This is a genomic window from Legionella sp. JM-2024 (assembly GCF_055389095.1).
In genome coordinates this window covers 3035888-3056510 of the sequence record NZ_AP039388.1, presented here as the reverse complement: position 1 = coordinate 3056510, position 20623 = coordinate 3035888, and the positions used below count along the sequence as shown (strand labels likewise).

The window sequence follows — 20623 nt, the reverse complement described above, 5'->3', positions numbered from 1 at the left end:
GGGCAGCGATTATAATTTAAATTCAGATTAAAACATATAAAAATAAGCATTAATTTGACGATTTCGTTATATTTTTGTTCGTTTCTAAACGATATTACTTCATTCAATGATTGTAATAAGGTTGGTGCTGATTGAGAAATAAAATTTAACATTCGATTTTAAGATCCATTAGATTATATGATCTAAGGGAAGGGCGGTTGTATCGCAAATATTGCGCAGTATAAAACTTGAGTGAACACTGCCAATACCATTGATGCGTGTTAATTTACTTAATAAAAAGGATTGGTAAGCATTTAAATCCGGCACAATGACCTTTAGTAAATAATCTGCCGATTGGCCTGTAATCAAGTAACATTGAACTACTTCCGGGAAAAGCTGAATCGTTTTTTCAAATTGATTCATAATCTCAGGCTGGTGACTGTTTAATCCTACTAAAACGATAACAGTTAATTTTAATCCTACTTTTTCTGGTTCAAGGAGAGCAACTTGTTTTTTTATATAGCCATTGTCAGTCAATAGCTTAACACGACGCAAACAAGAGGACGGAGATAGTGCTACCAGATCTGCTAATTCCTGATTGTTGATTTCACAATTTGATTGCAAAATTTCAAGAATTTTTTTATCAATACGATCAATAATCATAATTTTTGGTAATTAAACCAGCATTAATATTGGATATAATAAAATTATATTCTAAAAAATCATTATAAAATAGAATTTCAGTTCAAAATTAATTCGTTTATTTAAATTTTTGCAATACAATTTCATTGAAAGTAAGATAAAATACTATATGCAAATAATTTGATCTCAATGAGTTTTTCGTCTGCTTTTTTCGAGGGTTACTATGTCTGCTTCACGTGTCGCTGCCTGGTTTGTGTGGATTATTGTATCCATATTTTACGCATATCAATATGTCCTGAGAGTTATGCCTAACATTATGTTGGATGATATTACTCGGCAATTTCATATTGATGCCACTGTTTTTGGACAATTTTCAGGTATTTATTATATTGGATATTCTTTAATGCATTTGCCTATTGGTATTATGCTAGACCGCTTTGGGCCAAGAAAAGTGATGACAGGATGTATTTTGTTGACAGTGATTGGATTACTGCCCATCTTGTTCTCTGACAATTGGATCTATCCTATTATAGGAAGGGCCATGATTGGCATAGGTTCCTCTGCAGCAATTTTAGGAACATTTAAAATAATACGCATGACATTCAAGGAACAACATTTTCCACGAATGCTTAGCCTTTCAGTCATGATAGGACTTATAGGTGCTGTGTATGGTGGTGGTCCCGTCAGTTATATGTGTCAACTAATGGGCTACAAAATGGTAGTGGAAATATTTGTAGGTATTGGAATATTGTTGGCTGGCATGACCTATCTTATTGTTCCCGATGCACAACCTACTCACCAGGCTTCCGTCGTTTCTAATATAAAGACCGTTTTTCGCAACAATAATGTGATTCTGTTGTGTTGTTTTGCAGGGTTGATGCTGGGTCCTCTTGAAGGTTTTTCTGATGTATGGGGGTCTGGGTTTTTAAAAATGGCATATGGTTTGAACACAACCACTGCTAATTACCTTCCCTCAATGATTTATATAGGTATGTGTTTCGGAGCTCCTGTTTTAAGTTTAATCGCAGAAAAAACGGGACATTATCTTGGTACTATTATTGCTTCTGGTATTGTTATGTTTTTAATTTTTGCCTTGCTTATTGGAGGGATATTGACAGTTCCCGGCATAACCATAAGTTTTATTTTGGTTGGGGTTTGTTGCGCTTATCAAATTTTGGCAATTTATAAAGCGTCCACTTATGTGCCTGATAGCCTTGCAGGACTTACTACTGCTATTGCTAATATGATTATTATGATTTTTGGCTACGGTTTCCACTCTGTGATTGGTTATGTCGTTAATATTTATGGAGGTACTCAGGCAGCTCGTGCTTTTGTTTATGGGATTGGTGTTATCCCTGTGACATTAGCTATCGGCGTTATGGGTTTCTTATTTCTGGCCTATCAAGAGAAAAATTTTACATCTAATGCGACCTTAGCGGCACCTGAATTACAATAATGAGATTTGAGGCATATAAAAAAGGAGGCAATGCTAATGTATATGTTGTATTTTCATGTTCCGGAAACTCATCTTGAAGTGGTAAAAAAAGCCGTTTTTTCAGCAGGTGCGGGAAGTGTTGATAATTATATTCATTGTGCCTGGGAAACTTTGGGAGAAGGTCAATTCATGCCCATACAGGGTAGCCAGGCATTTATTGGTGAAATTAATAAATTAGAAAAAGTACCTGAATACAAAGTAGAGACAATTTGCACTAAAGAGAGAATCAAAGAGGTTGTTGCGGCTTTAAAAAATGCTCATCCCTATGAAAGTCCATCTTATCAGGTCATGCGTATTGAAACTGAATTCTAAAGAACTTATAAAGATATGATAGTACTGGAAGATTAAGCAAGTATTAATAATTGTTTTTTAAGGACACTTGTTCAATTGAGTATTCATAGATAATATCTAATGATTGATGAACCAATAGTTCAAATCCATCCTAGACAATATCTATGAGCCGTTTTTGAACAGATAGGGAAATACTGGTATACATGTTAAAAATTCTTACTATCTTTTGTTGTTTGATTCTAAGTTCCTGTCTGGTCGGGCCAAATTTTAAAGAGCCTAAAAAAGATATTGCTAACTATTGGCTTACTTCAAGCCCAACCATAAAACAATCTTCCTTTCAGAATGCCAATTGGTGGAAGGTTTTTAATGATCCTACTTTAACTGCATTAATTGATAATGGTTATCATAATAATCTTTCATTGCAGATTGCCGGAGTCCGCGTTTTGCAAGCCAGAGCCCAACTCGCTCAGTCCGTTGGAGAGCTTTATCCCCAGCAGCAAGTCATGATAGGAAGTTACAACTATAACCGTATTGGGGGCAGTCAATTACAAGGTATTCTGCCGCCTGATTTTTTAACTGCCAGCCTTGGATTTTCTGCAAGCTGGGAACTTGATTTTTGGGGAAAATACCGGAGAGCCATTCAATCTAATGATGCCCTTTTTCTTGCTTCTTTAGCCGCTTATGATTCGGCATTAGTTACTCTTACTTCAGATGTAGCCAGTACTTTTATTAAAATTCGTACCAGTGAAGAATTAATCAAAGTAACGAAAGCCAATATTCAAGTACAGGCCATGAGCCTTAAAATTGCGAAGGATCGTTATTATGGTGGTCAAACCAGTTTACTCGATGTGGAGCAAGCGGCAACAGAACTTGCTGAAACTCAGTCAAAACTTCCTCAATATGTGAGTGATTTGCAACATCAAAAAGATGTTTTGGCTGTTTTGCTAGGAACTACACCCGATAAAATGAATGTCTTGCTTAAAAAAAATAAAGGAATACCTAAAGCATCGGCCGTTGTAGAAGTTGGAATCCCTAAAGAAGCGATAGTTCGAAGACCTGATGTTTATCAAGCCAGAATGGAGGCGATAGCCCAATCAGCCGCAATTGGGGCTGTTAAGGCGAATCTTTTTCCTTCACTCTCATTAACTGGAACTTTTGTTTTCGCTTCCAATAATATTGGTAATTCATCTATCAGTGATATATTTGATTGGTCTAACCGCAATATAATAGCAGGCCCTTCCCTTACATGGCCTTTATTAAATTATGGACAAATCACTAACGCAGTACGTGCTCAAGATGCGGCATTTCAACAGTCCTTACTAAACTATCTTAATTTGGTATTAAAGGTGCAACAGGAAGTGCAGGACAATATAACCCGTTATGTTGAAGGACAAAAAACGGTACGCTCACTTAAAACAGCGAATGCCGCTGCTATTGAAACGACAAGATTGGCTTTAGTCCGCTATAAGGAAGGAGAGGCAAGTTATACCACTGTACTGAATGCAGAACAGCAACAACTCAGAGTACAAACTTCATTAGTAAATGCTACTGGTGAATTGGCAATATCTTTAGTTGCTTTATATCGTTCGCTTGGAGGAGGTTGGCAAATTCGAGGCAAGAATGATATTGTTTCAAATCAGATAAAAAGTGAAATGGCTGCTCGGACTAACTGGGGTAGTTTATTGAAGCAAGAAAATCATCAGCCACCTGATTCCAATGAGCAACGAATAAAACAGCTTTATTTACCAACCTGGTGATGAGAATGAACTCTCAAAATAAACAAAATTTAATTAAAAATGTAGCAATTGGATTGTTTGCTATTGTTTTTATTTACTTAATATATGAACACTTTTCAAGAACCAAAGTGACAGGCCCTACTCCACCAGTAGTGATCGTTCAAACTCCCAAGATAATGGAAATGACCCAGTATGTTACCCAAACAGGCAATACTGTCGCATTTCTATCTGTAGATCTGGTGGCTCGTATTGAGGGTTATTTGGATGCTATAAAATTTACTGACGGTGCATTCGTCAAAAAAAATCAGGAATTATTTATTATTGAACCGGAACCTTATCTTGAACAGCTCCGAGCGGCTGAGGCTACGGTGGCAGCCCAAAAAGCAAACTATATCTATGCCAAGTCAGAATATGCCAGACAACAACGAATGTATAAACAAAATGCCACATCCCTTAACAACGTTGAAAAATGGGAAGCCAAAGTAGAGGAGGCGCAGGCGGGGGTGGATAAATCCGAAGCTGATGCCAAGAATGCAGCCATTACTTATAGTTATACCCATGTTTCAGCCCCTTTCGATGGTCGTATGGGACGACATCTGGTTGATGTAGGTAATTTGGTTGGAAATGGTAAAGCGACTGATTTGGCTACTATAGAACAAATTGACCCTATTTATGTTTATTTTAATTTAAACGAACTTGATTTAATCAAGCTTAGAAATGCTGCCCACAAGAGAGGTTATAAACCAATGGAGCTGGTGAAAATCCCTGTTGAAGTGGCTCTGCAGGATGAAAAAGGATTTCCTCATAAAGGAACATTGGATTTTGTAAATACTGGCTTAAATGCTTCAACTGGAACCATGGAATTCCGAGCTCTGCTGCCTAATAAGGGGTATCCTCTGGTACCCGGTTTGTTTGTGCAAATACGGGTGCCTATATCAGAGCCTTCGCCAAAATTAACAATACCTGATACCTCTGTTCAGTATGATCAAATTGGTCCTTATGTACTTGTGGTTGATAAAGAGAATTATGTTCTTACCAGGCGAGTAACGCTTGGTGGACTAGAAAATGGAATGAGAGCTATTACTAAGGGGCTCGACGCTCAGGATAGAGTGATTGTTTCCGGGCTGCAAAATGCAACACCTAATCATCAGGTTACTCCTAAAACGGAGCAATCAAAGTAATGAAGACCATAGGAATTATAAGAATAGACTTCTTCGGAAACTCTACTGCGGTGACGAATTGTTTCGTCGAGGCATTGCTCGAATCCTCATGTACTGTCGTGTACATTCCGGTTCTGCGCTCCGCTTCTCCTTACACTTCACTCACCGCTGCGAGTTTTTGAAGAAATCTAATATAAGACCCGTTATTCAGGGAGCGAAACAACTGAAATGATTTCCAAATTTTTTATCGAAAGACCAGTTCTGGCTAATGTCATCGCCTTATTTATTGTGTTTATAGGAATAATAGCGATTGCCGTTTTGCCTGTGTCGCAATACCCTGCCATTGTTCCTCCTACTATACAGGTTACCACCACTTATCCTGGTGCTGATGCAAAAACTTTAATTAATACAGTGGCATTACCAATTGAGCAACAAGTCAATGGTGTAGAAGATATGTTGTATATGCAATCCACAAGTACCAGTGGTGGAACTTATAACTTGATTGTGACTTTTGCGATAGGAACTGATTTGAACTATGCTCAAGTGCTTGTACAAAATCGGGTACAGGCGGCTATGGCTCAATTGCCCGAAGCGGTGCAAAAACAAGGGGTCGTTGTTCAGCAAAAGTCTACCGCAATTCTTCAGTTTATTACGTTGACTTCAAAAAATAATGAATACGATGGGGTATTCCTCGATAGTTATGCCACTATTAATATGCAAGATGAGTTATCTCGGTTACCTGGAGTGGGTAACGTGGTTGTTTTTGGTTCGGGAAGTTATGCCATGCGGGTTTGGTTAGATCCTAAAAGAATGCTAGCCTTTTCTTTGAACCCAAGTGATGTTTTAAACGCTATCAATTACCAAAACAAAGAAGTTTCAGCCGGCCAACTTGGCGCTCCTCCAACTATAGGTAAACAAGCTTATCAATTTACTGTGAATGTACCCGGACAACTTTCTGATCCTGAGGAGTTTGGTAACATTATTATTAAAACGGCTGATACAGCACCAGATCAAAATTCTTCTGCCAGCAGTTCAGCTCAAGTAGTGCGTATTCGTGATGTAGGGCGAGTTGAGCTGGGTTCGGAGAGCTATAATCAATTGGCTAAATTAAATGGCAAATCAGCAGCGGCTATAGGTATTTTCCAACTCCCAGGTGCTAATGCTTTGCAAGTTGCGAAAGAAGTTCGCAAGGCCGTAGCTAAAATGGCAAAACAATTCCCTCCTGGCCTTGAGTATTCTATACCTTTTGATACCACGGTATTCGTCAAAGCATCCATTACAGAAGTATATAAAACCCTCTTTGAAGCAGGAATTTTGGTTTTAATAGTGATTATTGTGTTTTTACAAAATTTTCGTGCCTCATTAGTTCCTGCTACCACTGTACCGGTTACTATTATCGGAACTTTTTTTGCCATGTTGCTGCTTGGCTATAGCATTAATTTGTTAACCTTGTTTGCATTGGTGCTGGCTATTGGAATTGTAGTGGATGACGCGATTGTTATTGTTGAGGGGGTAACTCAACATATAGAAAAAGGTACTTCACCCAAGGAATCTGCCATATTGGCAATGAAAGAATTGTTTGGCCCTATCATTGGTATTACCCTGGTGCTGATGGCTGTTTTCGTACCAGCTGGATTCATGCCTGGATTGACAGGGTCTATGTATGCTCAATTTGCTTTGGTAATTGCAGCAACAGCTTTCATAAGCGCGATTAATGCGATGACCCTGAAACCAACTCAATGTGCTTTATGGTTAAGAGCTCCTGATACCAGCAAACCCAAGAACGTGTTTTTCCGGGCGTTTGATCGAATTTATAATCCTATTGAATCAACTTATGTTCAGTTTATAGATCGACTTGTACATCGCAGCGGAAAGGTTTGTTTGATTGGATTAGTTTTAGTTGCTTGCGCTATTTATGGTTTAACACGTATTCCAACCGGTTTTATTCCAATCGAAGATCAAGGTTACTTGATGTTAAGTATACAGCTACCCGATGGAGCCAGTTTGGGGCGTACCGATGAAGTGGTGGGTAGATTGGCTAAAAAAGCATCCGAGGTCGGGGGGGTTGATAATGTAATTGCCATTGATGGTATTTCACTATTAGATAACAACTCTCTCCTTTCTAATGCCGGTGTAGTATACGTCATATTTAAAGATTGGAGTGTACGAGGAAAATCTGAAAATTTAAGGGCTCTTTATACTAAGTTTAATGAAATTGCCAAAGAAACTCTTGATGCAAAAGTGTTAGTAGTTGTACCGCCTCCCATTCAAGGTTTAGGGATGTCTGGCGGCTTTCAAATGCAGGTCGAATTACAAGACGGTACTTTTGATTATAGAAAATTACAACAATCTACTGATCAAATGATCAATCTAGGAAGTCAATATCCACAATTGCAAAATCTTATGACAACCTTTCGTTCTAGTGTACCCCAAGTTTCAGCGCCTATTAATAGAACTAAAGCGGAATCTTTAGGAGTGCGTATTGAAGATGCATTTGGTACTCTACAAACTTATTTGGGTTCTTCTTATGTGAATCTGTTTACCAAGTTTGGCCAGGTATTTCCAGTCTATGTTCAAGCGGACGCTTCTTCGCGAATTAGCAGTGACGATTTAAGGAATTACTATGTAAGAAATCAATCTGGCTCCATGGTTCCGTTAGGTACTCTCACAGATGTAAGTCCAGCAGTAGGACCATCAATTATTACTCTATATAATCTTTACCCTTCAAGTAATATTAATGGCGTTGCTGCAAGAGGGTATAGCTCAGGTCAAGGAATTCAGGTTATGGAAGGATTGGCAAAGGAACAATTACCTCCAGGAATCTCTTATGAGTGGACAAGTACCGCCTATCAAGAAAAAGCAGCTGGTAATTTAAGTTATTTTATTTTCGCATTGTCTTTGGTTTTGGTTTATTTAATTTTATCTGGCCAATATGAAAATTGGCTTATTCCATCTGCCATTTTATTGAGTGTACCTCTAACTTTAGTAGGGACAGTATTAGCTCTGGGGAGTTTGGGTATGGATAATAATATGTACACTCAGATAGGTTTGTTACTTCTAATTGCATTAGCCACCAAAAATGCGATTTTGATTGTTGAAGTAGCGCGTGAGCAGCACGAGATTCATAATAAAACGGTTCTTGAAGCAGCGGTGATTGGTGCAAGAACACGTTTTCGGCCTATTCTGATGACGTCTTTTGCATTTATTATGGGAGTAATGCCTTTGGTTTTTGCGACGGGGGCTGGTGCTAATTCTCGACGATCAATTGGAATAGCTGTTAGTAGCGGTATGCTTGCCTCAACCTGCTTGGCAGTTGTTTTTGTCCCAGTTTTTTACGTGTTATTACAAACTTGGCAGGACAAAAGAAAAGCTAAACGTCAGCAAACTAAAACCTAGTACAAGGTTAGACAGCAAATTCTAGTAGTGATACATATGCGGTCAAGGAAGAAAAAAATGGGGCAAATAATACTTTTATATTCTAATGAAATATGATGAAATAAGTTTTTAAATCAAAAAATCAATAATATTTTATTGAGTAAATGTTATCCAGATGGTATAATGTTTAATTATTTTACTAGCTTTAATTTATTTTGTGCGAAGTGTGAATCATGTATGAAGACATAAGCATAAGCTTACCAAAATCACTCAGCCATTTTCTTTTTCAATCGGATTTGGATTATAAGAATTCACTTAAATCGATCCGTTTATTTCATCCTGAATATGCTACTTTATGGGATGACAATTTAAAAAAAATGTTCGCATCCATCTTTTATCATTTAAGAGGGCATTTTATAAATTTTGCCTGGTATATCGCCAATTTTTCAGATAATGAAGCTGCAAAACAGGTTATCATTAAAAACATTCATGAAGAAATTGGAATTGGCAATCGTTTTTCTCACGAAAAGCTGTATGAGCGCTTTGCAAAAGAATGTGGTGTTGATATTCATGATGAAATAGTTAATGAAACCAACTATATGCCTTTCGCTAAAGAGTTTAATAAAACCCATTTGTCTTGGCTATCACAACGTGACCCTAAAGACCATTTATGTGCTTTTGCTGCTTATGAGCGATTGGATAATCTTGATTATCCCCTGCTTGTTGAATTGGCTCAATCGATGAAAATATCCCAACATGCTACAACATTTTTTAATGTGCATACTCACGTTGATCACTTTGATACCATGCTTCAATTGATTGTGCCCATATGGGAAGAATCACCTCAACGCCTGATAGAATCATTTCATTTTATTCAAACCCATCAATTGAAGATGTGGGAGCAGTTTTCCTATATATTGTTTAATTAACGTGAGTTCGATATAAAAGGCAAGGAAAAGCCTTTTATATCGCTAAACGAACGTTAATTAATATTGGTTTGGCATAAGAAAATACAGTAATTTTTATACAGTATCTGAACGAACAAAATTTAATCAATTTTAGGGAACTTTAAAGTGAAATGAGCGAATTCATTTCTTTTTCCTTTGCAAGAAATGTCTCCTCCTGCCGCTTGCATCAGAAATTTGCAATACGCCAATCCTAAACCTGTTCCTTCCTTACGGCCAGAATAGAAGAAATCAAAAATTTTCTCATAGTCTTTGTTGCTTAAACCTATAGCAGTATCTTTTATGTGGAGGTAGTTAAAATTTTCCTTTTCCCAACCTTGCTCCAACCAAATGGTGATCTCGCCTTTACTGGTTTCCTCTATAAGTTCCAGACTATTTTTTAGCAAATTCCACATCATATTTTTAAAGCCCACTTCATCTATCCATATGGAAAAATCATTCTTATCATTTAAATTAATCAAAGATTTCTGATTGTCTTTGAACGGGTACTCGTCTAAAGAGGCTTTAAGTAATTTTTTAATTGAGTAAATTGAAAAAGTACTTGTATCTAATTTGTCACGTTGAATATTATTTAATTGCATTCGGATTAATTGATTACTCATTTCTATTCCACGAGTAATTTTGCTTAAATTCTCCTTTAGATCCTTTTGCACTTCCGGATTATTTAATCGCTCGACAATCAATTCCTGTAATTCCGCTTGCAAATAAATGCTGGCCAGTGGAGTTCGTAAGTCATGAGCAATACTTCCTGCCAACATGCGCATGCCAGATAAACGACCTGCATAAGTCAGTTCTCTATCTCGGGCAAATAATGCACCAATAATGATTGCTGCAATATAAGTCACTATCAAACTAAAAAGTGATATTGTTCCTGGATCATAGATAAACAGGTGACTGGATAAAAAGTAAAAATGAAAAAAAGCGAGGCCAACACCGATTATTAGCAGTACCAGCGCTCCTAAAACACTGGAGACCAACAAAAGAAAAAAGATGGCAGATACACAATTCATCAACCATAGAGTTGAACCGCTATTAATAAGTGTCAAATAGGCGAAGAAATACGGTAAACAAAAAAGCAGGACTACATACCAAAAAACCGGTAGACATTTTAATAATGATTTAGGCCAAAACTGATTAAGTGCTAAACAGACACACAGTAGAGTAGCAGTGATACGTAAAACAAATTCTTCTGTCAGTTGAAAACGCTCCAGTTTCCAGAAAACTCCGAAAAGTGGATAATTAATCATCATTACTACACCAAATAAAGTAATTTGATGACTTGCATCTTCAGTTTCTTTCAACAAGTATTGATAAATTATAGAGAATATATTTTTTAATCTTCGCATTATTTACTAATTATTTGAGTATATTTTAGTATTAATTAGGTATTAATCCATAAGCCAAGAGCATTGAACAAGTTGGCATAGAATTAGATACAATTATAACAACCCAGGGGAACACCAAGGATGAAACCCTATATTTACCCAATTCTACTCGGTGCTATGATTTCAAGATTTCTTGAACACCATTCAAATAACTGGGCTCCTAATTAAAAACAAACAGCAAGAATACCATAATCTCGGGTTTTTAATACCTAATATTATCTTTTCTCTAAGTAAAAGCCCATGTTATACGGCATAATATCTCCTTGTTATGGAAATATTTCTATATGGATAAGACCTATAACTATAGTAGCAGAAAATTTACTTAATTTTGGTTTTCTTTTATCCGATTCAAAATCCAGATTTTCTTCAGTTCATAACCTATAGAAAAATTTTGCTTTCTACAAAAAGTTCTTCTAGCATCATCACTAGGGCATTTGGAGAGAATTTATGAAACGAATATCCAGAAAACTAGGTTATTGGGAAGAATTATGCCAATGGGGAAATGATAAAGATCATGGAAATGGTTTAATTGTCGCCGTCGCAGAAGTATCCGAGCCTAGTTTGGATTTAACACGTTTTGTTAATGCACTTAGGCTCTTGCAAGCTCAGCAACCCTTGCTTAGAACTAAAGTGATCAAAAGTAACAAACAGAGTGAGTTTTGCGTAGAGGAGGGAGAAGCGGTTTATTTACCATTCCAAGTGATTAGGCGAACTTCTAAATCAATCTGGCAAGAAATAATTGAGTTGGAATTAAATCGGCCTCCTCGTAATCAAGATTATCAATGGCGATTGGTTCTTATTTATGATCAAGATGGTGATGATCATGAGATCATATTAATCGCCGGGCATAATATTGGTGATGGTGTATCTATCGCTTATTTTTTTAATAGCCTTTTTAAAAATTACCAACAAGGTGTTGCAAAGACGACATTCCCTCTCTATCCTCCTGTTGAAGAATTAGTACAACATAAATACGGGCAAAAATCTTCTCTACCCTCCGGGTTTATATCTACTCCAATTTATTACCAAAGTTATACCCCATTAGGCGAGCGAATAACAAAAAATCATTATCACTGTATCAATGTGGAACAAACCAAAGCGCTTTTATCTTTTAGTAAAAATAAAGGGTTTTCTCTTAATGCATTAGTTAATGCTGTGTCTTTAATTACCCTGGCGAAAGTTCTTGGCCAACCTTTGACAACAACATTACATACCCCGGTCAACTTAAGGAAGTGGTGTGAACCTTCTATACCTGAGGATTACTTTGGTTGTTATGTATCAGTGGTTACTACTTATCATCAACAGATCAATGCAGAATCAGACATTATACAGCTTGCTCAGGAGTACGATCATCAACTAAAACAGGAACGATTACCCTATGATGCAATATTTCCTGTTAATCATAGCAGACAGGATATTATCGATGCCTTGTCGTTATGGGAAGGTCATAGGGACCGGTTTTCAATGGGTGTTACAGTAACAAATATTGGTTTGTTACCCTTTGATGCTGAGTACGGGAATTTGAAATGGAGACGAAGTTATTTTTGTACCTCACGACAGAATGCTGATATACCTGTATTACTTAATGTTCTTACTCTTAACAATCAACTCATGTTGTGTTTTACCTTCACGGAACCAATGTATAATTGGGCATTTCAAGAGAAATATGTAGAAAATTTTATATCCTATATGAGATCTGCAATTGATTATTAAGTCAATGCTTCTTTGCTATCCATTTCGGAGTCTCTGGATTGATACGTTAATCGACTGAAATGCCAAGAAAAAAAGAGGGCGCCGATTCCTGAACCTATTAGACCTAAAGGAAGTGCATCAAGATTTCTCATTAACAAATATCCGGTCAGGATAGTTAAAAGAGAAGGACCAAGTAAACGTATGGTATTCATGAAAGCCATGGCTATCCCGGCGTTTTGTTTAAAATCACTCAGAGCTATGGATATAGTGGGGGCTGCACTCACACTGATACCCAGGTTAGAAATTAATGAAAAAGCCAAGGCTAAAAGACTAAATCCAAAAAATTTGGAAGTGATCAGCATGGCTGCGCCGCCAAGGATAATGAATCCATTTCCCAAATAGATAGTGGTCATAATGTTCAATCGCTCACGAAGCCAAATACCAAGATAGTTTCCAAAAATAATATTTAAACCATTCAGTATAAAAATAAATCCATAGGCAAGAGGAGAGTAATTGAGGACTTCGATAATGAGATAAGAAGAATTGATTATGGTAAGCATTACTGCTGAAATACCAAACATCAGAATAAATGATGCGCACCACAAAGAAGGCATATGGAGTATTGACTTATACTCATTAAGAACCTTTTTTATTGAAAAAGCCCCTTGAGGCGGCGTCCAGAAAGGGGATTCTAATAGAGAGAGCTTGGCTTGAATCAGCAAAACCAGAGCCACCACGGCCATCACGATAAAGTTAGCTTGCCAACCAAAATTATGAAAGATAAGAGCGCCAATTACGGGAGCAATAATGGGCGAAATTGAAACAGTCATGGAAATATAAGAAAGTACTTTGGCACGAACTACTGTGTCTTCAAAATCACGTGCTGCAGAATATGCAATGAGGTTTGCACAACACAAAGCAAAACCTTGTAAGGCACGGCCACAAATAAGCATAGTGATATTGGGTGCCAATGCGCACATTACGCTTCCAATGAAGGCTAATACGAGATTGCCGGGGAGTAAGCGTCGACGTCCAAAATAATCAATAAGTGGTCCCCATATGAGATGAGTGACGCCATACACCAATAAATAAATGCTTAAGGTTAATTGGCCTAGACTCGGGGTGATATTGAAGTAATTGGTGATAAAAGGCAGTGACGGTTGATAGAGATCAAAGGTTAACAAAGAAAATGCCGAAAGCAGGCCAAGAAAAATAATGGAATTGTGTGGTTTCGGCATAATATTCATTAACAAAAAAAGTGTATATTCTAACTAATTTTCGCTTGATCTTGAAAGAAAATATTAAGGCATGGTAGCAATTGCCACCATGCTTTAATCAGGAACAGAACGTTTTTCCTCAAAAAAAATCACTCTGCCTGTTTTGATATCATGCACACCCGCTACAATCCCTATTTGTTTACTTTTTACTAATTCATTTAGAATAGGGCTTTGCTCTAATATGTTTTTTACGACACGTAATGCATTTGCTTTAGCAATGGCATCGATTAGTTTTGGATCGGAGCAATTATCAGAACCTGTGCTTTCCATACTGGGTTTCACAACGGGATGGATCTTATTTAAGACATCCGTTAAGTGGCCTAACTTGACGTCTTTACATGCTCCTGCAACAGCACCGCATGAGGTATGAGCCAAGACTACCACTAAACGTGATCCAACTACTTTTGTTGCATACTCCATACTTCCCAAAATATCATCATTGATCACATTACCAGCTATACGTAAGGTAAATAAGTCAGCCAGTCCTTGATCGAAAACGAATTCAGGAACACTTCGCGAGTCCATACAATTTAATATGACAGCAAAAGGGTATTGACCGTAAGATGACTGTTTTGCTTGTTGTAGATAATCTCTTGCTAATGGTTTATTGCTCAGAAAACGCTGATTTCCATCTTTTAAACGTTGTAATGCCTGTTTCGGTGTCATTTGTTGTTGTTTAGCTTGGCTCAGCGTTTTCCCAAGTATTGGCACTTCAGTTGAGGAAGCATAGGCAAGATGACTAGGGTTCCAAATAAGATTCACTAAAAAAACTACTATCAATAGCTTATTATGCATTGATTGGCTCCTTGTTATATTTTGATTCATTCCCTGCTGTTATTTACTATATCATATAAATTTTCAATTAATGTATCTGGCGATTGATTTACAATTATCGTATTGCGAGCAGTCGGGTTTAAAAAGCCTTGGTTCACCGCATTGTCTAAAAATTGCAATAGGGAGTCATAGTAGCCGGAGGTATTCAATACACAGCAGGGTTTTGTGTGATATCCCAATTGTGCCAAGGTAAACATTTCAAAAAACTCATCCAGAGAACCTGAGCCACCTGGAAGCAAGATGAAACCATCTGACAATTTGCAAATCAATACTTTTCTTTCATACATTGAGTTAACAACGTGTAACTCTGTTAATCCGTCATGCGCTATTTCAATATCCACTAGAGATTTGGGAATAACTCCAATCACTTTTGAACCGTTTTTTAGCATGCGATTAGCAATGACTCCCATTAGACCTATTTTCGCCCCACCATAAACTAAGGTAATTCCAATACTGCTTAAGACGTCAGCCATATTTTCCGCAGACTGTCGATACTCATCAGAGTAACCTGTGTTTGAACCACAAAAGACGGCTAATTTATTGATTCTATTATTATGGAGCATTTTAAAATCCCAGATCTAGTATTTTATTTATATCATGAAATTATAAAAGTAGCTTATTTTTTTAAACGGTTAGAGACAGAATCTCTCGATTAAAACTTACTTTAGCTAGTTTCATTTATTCATTTAAGCGCTCCTTATTCACCTGCTTGAAGACACTGGTTTTTAGCATTTTCTTCACAGGCCTGAGTACAATCACCATAAGCTGTTTCTTCACATTTACTAATACATTGTTTATAAAATTGTTGTGCGCAGAGCGTCTGATCAGATTGTTGATCTTGTATGTCTACTTCTGGAATATCACCCGCTAAAACTGGAAGAAAAAATAATATTGATACAACAAATACGAGGAATTTGCTCATGATGTCGTTTTCCCTGGTTCATTAGACTTCTTTCCAAACTTTACTGCAGCGAGAAATTGCTTCGTCAGTACGGTGCTCGAATCCTCATATACTAATGTGTACACTCCGGTTATGTGTACCATTTCTCCTCGCAATTCCCACACTTCATCGAGTTTGGAAAGGAGTCTATTTAATCCAAAAAGAGATTAAAAGTTATACTGTAAATATAATTTTTTTTAGAAATATTTCCAGTTTTTCAAATCCATATCATGACAAATTGTTTCGATTAAAAACCGTTTTTCTGCTTTAATAAAATTAAAAAGAAACAGGAATACCAGGGCAAATTAATGAATATTGATAAAGTTGAAATTACCCATCCGGATAAAATGCTATTTCCTAAAGCCCGAATTTCAAAAAAGGAAGTAGCTGAATATTATAATAAAATAGCAGGTTTTATTTTACCTTGGATAAATGAAAGACCAATAACATTAAAATGTTATCCGAATGGAATTGATGAGGATGGTTTTTTTATAAAACATGCACCAGATTATTTTCCAGCCTTCATTCAGCGTGCCACTGTTCCTTTGGAAAAAAAAAACACTACGATGGAAATGATCCGGATTAATGAAGCGAAAGATTTGGTTTATTTGACTGAACAAAACACTATAGAGCTGCATATACCGCTGGCGAAAATGGCAGACATTAAAAAACCCGATCAAATTATTCTGGATTTGGATCCTTCAGATGATGATTTTGAGAAGGTGCGGTTTACTGCTTTCGTATTAAAGGGGATTTTGGATTCATTACAATGGCCTTCTTTTGTTAAAACTACTGGTTCACGAGGGGTACATATTCATATTCCCATAAAAGTTTATTATTCTTTTCATGAAGTAAAAGCTTTTGCAAAACAAATAGCAGAACGATTACACAAGGAATGTCCTGATAAAACGACTATCGAGCAACGTAAAAATAAACGTGGTAATAAGGTATTTATTGATTATCTGCGAAATGACTATGGGATGACAGCAATTGCTCCTTATTCACTAAGAGCTCTTGAAAATGCTTCTATAGCAACTCCTATTGATTGGAATGAATTAAAAGACAAGTCTATTGGCCCACAAAGCTATCACTTAAAAAATATATTTTATCGATTGGCACAAAAAAATGATCCTTGGGATAACTTTCAGCGAAGTGCTATTGCAATTCAAAGTAAAGATATTTTAGACCATTGATAAGGGTTTTATTGCATTGACTGAGTTTTATGCAAATGTAGTGTTTGAGTTGGCAAGGCACATTCAGCATCGTTTTCAGAGTAAATACTTAGAATATTCATGAATATTTCATGCTGTATTGTTTGAAAATCTACCCAATTTATTGTTTTGGTAAAAGCATACACCATAATATTTAAGGATGATATGCCAAATTCAACCAGATGAACTGCCACCGTTTGAGTGGTATCAATTCCTTCATGATTTAAAAGCATTTGTCGAATTTGTTTGGTAATCGTATTGATTTTATCAGCGTCTTGATATCGAACTCCGATATTGGTTTTGATTCTTCGATTTAACATTCTGGATGAGTTTTCAACGCTAATCGTCAAAAATACTCCATTGGGGACATAAAGCGGTCTTTTCTCAAAAGTACGAATTCTTGTAACTCGCCAGCCTATGTGTTCAACAATCCCCTCAATGTTCTTATCAGGTGAACGAATCCAATCTCCCACTTTAAAAGGTTTATCCATGTGGATAATAAGTCCACCAAAAAAATTAGCTAAGAGCTCTTTGGCTGCAAAAGCAATTCCAGCACCACCAATTCCCCCAAAAGCTAATAGTCCTGCAATGGGGATTCCTAATATTTGCATGATGACCAACAATCCAAGCACGAACACAATAATATTTAGAAATTGAGCTAAAGCATGAATAAATGTTTTATCGATTTCTTTTTGTCGTTTGTTATTCGAACTAAGGTAGAATGCTTCAATTTGTCGGATAAAGCGGATTGATATCCAGCATAGAGCAAAAGTAATCCCTGTATTTTTAATTTGAGGGAGGTAGTTAACTATAAAAAACTCTGATTTGTAACTTGAAATAAGAGAACAGGAAATGATTATGCCAAGAAACCATATCAGGAATGCAGTTGGGGTTTTTAAAGCATGCAGAAGAGCTTTATCATAAATAAAACTTGTTTTTTCAACACGAATAGTAACATAACGAATGGTTTGAGCGACTACCGAACGAATTATTCCCGTAGAGAACAGAGTAGCTATAACATACATTATCCACATATTCGATTTAACAAACTCTTGTATGTAGTACATGTCGTAGTAATTTTTAAAAAGAAACCGAAGTTATCAATGATACAGGAATCTCAATGTAATAAAAGTGTTAACGAACTAATCTTAATTCAAGTTTTGGTTAACTTTTTGCTCCCAAACCTCTAGTTTGGTATAATTTACCCCATTGTTTTTATTATTGTATTAATTCTCAGAAGATTAATGCTACTTTTTGGGCATGAAAAATTCTAATTTAACTATTTGTGATGCAACTATCCATCCTGGAGAAACAGCAAATTTGGCTCTTCCTCTCCCAGAGTTATATTCATGTGCCTCATTTTACATGCCAATTAAGGTTGTTCATGGGAAACAAAATGGACCATGTCTGCTTGTATTCTCCGCTCTTAAAGGGGATGAGTTAAATGGCCTTGAAATTATAAACCGCTTATTACATTCAGAAAAATTAAAAAATATTCACGGAACACTTATCGCTATCCCGGTATTGAATGTATTGGCGTTGGTTAATTATTTAAAACCTATATCTCAGGGCATTCCTCTTGAGCAATGTTTTCCAGGGCAAGAGCATGGGACATATGGAGATAGAATGGCTTATATTTTGACGAAAGAAATTTTGTCGAAAGCTAATTATTGTATAGAGTTGCAAACAGGCTCATTGAACCATGATATTCTGCCTCAAGTCTATTGTGATTTGAATGATAGACAAGCCAAGGAATTGGCCCGGCATTTTGCTGCTCCAGTTATCACTAATATGGGAACCAAACGTAATTCACTGTTACAAACAACAGAAAACATGGGTATCTCTTCATTGATATATAAGGCTGGTGAAGCTTTGCGCTTTAACGAACCAGCCATTTCTTTAGGTATCAGTGGTATCTGTAATGTTATGTGTGCGCTTGGAATGTTACCTAATGAAGTAATTGATAGTAGTAAGCAAATTAAGCCTGTGTATTCCCAAGATCAAGACTGGGTTCATTCACATCATAGCGGTGTATTAAGCATACAAGTTGAATTAGGCCAGTATATTCGCAGAAAACAGATTCTTGGATTGATCAGTGATCCATTAGGTGCTGGAAGTGCAGAGCCAGTGAGAGCTCCTCTGGATGGCATTGTAGTGGGCATCAATCGGCATCCTCTAATTCATGAAGGGCAAACAATTTTTAAAATTGCTTCATTTATTGATAATAATCGAGCCGAATCAGCCTTGGAAGTTTGGAGTGAAGCACAACTAGAAGAAGGCTTATGAGCGATACCGGATTGACAGCTCAAGGAGTGCTGGTTTGGTTCATTTGTGCTTTTTTTTTCATGTACGAATTTTTATTACGTACCGTGTTAGGGACTTTTCAATTTCCTATTATGGCTGATCTGCATTTGTCGGCAGTTCAATTTGCAATAATGAGTTCAACAGTTTACCAAATAGTATATGGGTTAATGCAGTTACCTGTTGGGGTTATCGCTGAAAAAATAGGATTAAAAAAAACCTTATTATTGGCAGCTGTTATTTGCACTGTGGCAAATTTAGGGTTTTCTTTAACACAGCAATTTGAATTGGCTTTATTTTTTAGAATTCTCATGGGATTAGGCTCTTCTTTTGGTTTTATTTGTCTTTTGCTTGCTGTTTATAATTGGTTGCCAGGAAAAAGATTTGCTTTTTTTGTTGGTGTTTCTCAGTTTATTGGTACTATGGGGCCAATGCTGGCTGCGGGACCATTAAATGCTCTTTCTGAGCATCATATTTTAGGTTGGAGGGGATTGTTTTTATCGCTTGCTGTTGTTGGTGGATTCATTGCGATTTTAATTTTTTGTTTTGTGAGTCAAAACAATAAAACTGCGAATAACTTTTTGGTATTATCCAGACCCTCTTCTCTTTTTACAAATTTACGCTTGTTGATGCGCCAAAAACAGGTTTGGTTAATAGGAATTTTTTCCTCAAGCGTGTATTTTTCACTGGAATATTTGTCAGAGAATGAAGGAACGGCTTTTCTGATAAGCAAAGGATTTTCTTCTGTTTTTTCTTCCTATCTTATTACCATTGCTTGGCTGGGATATGCGATAGGTTGTCCTTTTATTGGTTATTACTCAGATAAACTGAAACATCGTAAAAAAATAATGTGTTTTAGTGCCTGTCTGGTTTTAATTTCTTTAATTAGCCTCATTTATTTACCACTGAACAAGTTCCTAATTTTGGTTTGTTTTTTCCTGTTAGGATGTGGGGCAAGTGGACAAAGTATAGGGTTTGCAATAATTAAAGAATATTGTCTGGAGAGTTATCTTACCGTAGGGCTTGCTTTTAATAATACAATGATAATGATCTTCGGAGCTATCAATGCCCCTTTATTGGGCTTCATGCTGGATTATTCCAGCAGTAGTTCAAGCTATACTCTTGCGGATTATCAGATGAATTTTATAGTAATGGTCGCTTTTGTATTCGTAGGGGTATTGATAAGCGGAGTATTAATTAAAGAAACTTTTTGTAAACAAGTACATGAAAATACAGTATTAACCCCCAGCTCCTCTTTCCATTAAACAGAATACTCCAGAAAAGTAGATAATTGATAGAGTACCCTGAGTTTCGATTCAGTTGGATTAAATAACTCGTTC

At 36.6% G+C, this 20623-nt stretch carries 17 protein-coding genes; 10 read left to right on the top strand and 7 right to left on the bottom strand.

The genetic code is table 11. From position 1 onward, the window contains the following. Positions 1 to 168 precede the first annotated feature (168 nt). Complete coding sequence (locus tag ACZ5EK_RS13330) at positions 169 to 642, bottom strand: Lrp/AsnC family transcriptional regulator (protein WP_464430159.1); 474 nt, start codon at positions 640 to 642, stop codon at positions 169 to 171. 202 nt (positions 643 to 844) lie between these two features. Between ACZ5EK_RS13330 and ACZ5EK_RS13325 the strand changes: the two genes are divergently transcribed. The 6 genes from ACZ5EK_RS13325 (at position 845) to ACZ5EK_RS13300 (ending at position 9607) form a co-directional block, all read left to right on the top strand. After that, positions 845 to 2077, top strand: coding sequence for an MFS transporter (locus tag ACZ5EK_RS13325; RefSeq protein WP_464430157.1), 1233 nt, complete (start codon positions 845 to 847; stop codon positions 2075 to 2077). Positions 2078 to 2113: 36 nt separating this feature from the next. After that, complete coding sequence (locus ACZ5EK_RS13320) at positions 2114 to 2428, top strand: YqfO family protein (RefSeq protein WP_464430156.1); 315 nt, start codon at positions 2114 to 2116, stop codon at positions 2426 to 2428. A 182-nt stretch (positions 2429 to 2610) separates the two neighbouring features. After that, positions 2611 to 4164 carry an efflux transporter outer membrane subunit gene (locus tag ACZ5EK_RS13315; RefSeq protein ID WP_464430155.1) on the top strand — a complete coding sequence of 518 codons (1554 nt, stop codon included), beginning with the start codon at positions 2611 to 2613 and terminating at the stop codon, positions 4162 to 4164. Between the two features lie 5 nt (positions 4165 to 4169). Then, positions 4170 to 5324, top strand: a complete 1155-nt coding sequence (locus ACZ5EK_RS13310) for an efflux RND transporter periplasmic adaptor subunit (protein ID WP_464430154.1) — start codon at positions 4170 to 4172, stop codon at positions 5322 to 5324. 207 nt (positions 5325 to 5531) lie between these two features. Then, complete coding sequence (locus tag ACZ5EK_RS13305) at positions 5532 to 8699, top strand: efflux RND transporter permease subunit (protein WP_464430153.1); 3168 nt, start codon at positions 5532 to 5534, stop codon at positions 8697 to 8699. A gap of 212 nt (positions 8700 to 8911) precedes the next feature. Next, complete coding sequence (locus tag ACZ5EK_RS13300) at positions 8912 to 9607, top strand: iron-containing redox enzyme family protein (RefSeq protein ID WP_464430152.1); 696 nt, start codon at positions 8912 to 8914, stop codon at positions 9605 to 9607. Between the two features lie 119 nt (positions 9608 to 9726). On the opposite strand, the gene ACZ5EK_RS13295 is transcribed toward ACZ5EK_RS13300, so the two are convergent. Next, entirely contained in the window at positions 9727 to 10989 is a 1263-nt protein-coding gene (locus tag ACZ5EK_RS13295; RefSeq protein WP_464430151.1) for a sensor histidine kinase, read from the bottom strand. Between the two features lie 486 nt (positions 10990 to 11475). Between ACZ5EK_RS13295 and ACZ5EK_RS13290 the strand changes: the two genes are divergently transcribed. Then, the gene (locus ACZ5EK_RS13290) at positions 11476 to 12741 is read left to right on the top strand and encodes a phthiocerol/phthiodiolone dimycocerosyl transferase family protein (RefSeq protein WP_464430150.1); all 1266 of its coding nucleotides are present in this window, start codon (positions 11476 to 11478) and stop codon (positions 12739 to 12741) included. Here ACZ5EK_RS13290 and ACZ5EK_RS13285 read toward each other — a convergent pair. The 4 genes from ACZ5EK_RS13285 to ACZ5EK_RS13270 all read right to left on the bottom strand — a co-directional run bounded on the left by ACZ5EK_RS13285 (position 12738) and on the right by ACZ5EK_RS13270 (position 15753). Then, positions 12738 to 13958, bottom strand: coding sequence for a multidrug effflux MFS transporter (locus ACZ5EK_RS13285; protein WP_464430149.1), 1221 nt, complete (start codon positions 13956 to 13958; stop codon positions 12738 to 12740). The genes ACZ5EK_RS13290 and ACZ5EK_RS13285 overlap by 4 nt on opposite strands. Positions 13959 to 14051: 93 nt before the next feature. Then, on the bottom strand, positions 14052 to 14792 hold the full coding sequence (locus tag ACZ5EK_RS13280; RefSeq protein ID WP_464430148.1) for a carbonic anhydrase family protein: 741 nt from the start codon (positions 14790 to 14792) through the stop codon (positions 14052 to 14054). A 26-nt stretch (positions 14793 to 14818) separates the two neighbouring features. Further along, the gene (locus ACZ5EK_RS13275) at positions 14819 to 15394 is read right to left on the bottom strand and encodes an LOG family protein (RefSeq protein ID WP_464430147.1); all 576 of its coding nucleotides are present in this window, start codon (positions 15392 to 15394) and stop codon (positions 14819 to 14821) included. 134 nt (positions 15395 to 15528) lie between these two features. After that, positions 15529 to 15753, bottom strand: coding sequence for a hypothetical protein (locus tag ACZ5EK_RS13270; protein WP_464430146.1), 225 nt, complete (start codon positions 15751 to 15753; stop codon positions 15529 to 15531). A gap of 326 nt (positions 15754 to 16079) precedes the next feature. Here ACZ5EK_RS13270 and ligD point away from each other — a divergent pair, with 326 nt between their 5' ends. Then, positions 16080 to 16964 carry a non-homologous end-joining DNA ligase gene (ligD, locus tag ACZ5EK_RS13265; RefSeq protein ID WP_464430145.1) on the top strand — a complete coding sequence of 295 codons (885 nt, stop codon included), beginning with the start codon at positions 16080 to 16082 and terminating at the stop codon, positions 16962 to 16964. An 8-nt stretch (positions 16965 to 16972) separates the two neighbouring features. Here the strand turns inward: ligD and ACZ5EK_RS13260 are convergent, their stop codons facing one another. Further along, positions 16973 to 18007 (bottom strand): mechanosensitive ion channel family protein, encoded by a 1035-nt coding sequence (locus tag ACZ5EK_RS13260; protein WP_464430143.1) that lies wholly within the window; start codon positions 18005 to 18007, stop codon positions 16973 to 16975. A gap of 235 nt (positions 18008 to 18242) precedes the next feature. Here ACZ5EK_RS13260 and ACZ5EK_RS13255 point away from each other — a divergent pair, with 235 nt between their 5' ends. Then, complete coding sequence (locus ACZ5EK_RS13255; protein ID WP_464430142.1) at positions 18243 to 19268, top strand: succinylglutamate desuccinylase/aspartoacylase family protein; 1026 nt, start codon at positions 18243 to 18245, stop codon at positions 19266 to 19268. Further along, a complete protein-coding gene (locus ACZ5EK_RS13250) occupies positions 19265 to 20548 on the top strand; it encodes an MFS transporter (RefSeq protein ID WP_464430141.1) in 1284 nt (427 codons plus the stop codon). Before ACZ5EK_RS13255 ends, ACZ5EK_RS13250 begins: the two co-directional genes overlap by 4 nt. Positions 20549 to 20623: the final 75 nt, after the last annotated feature.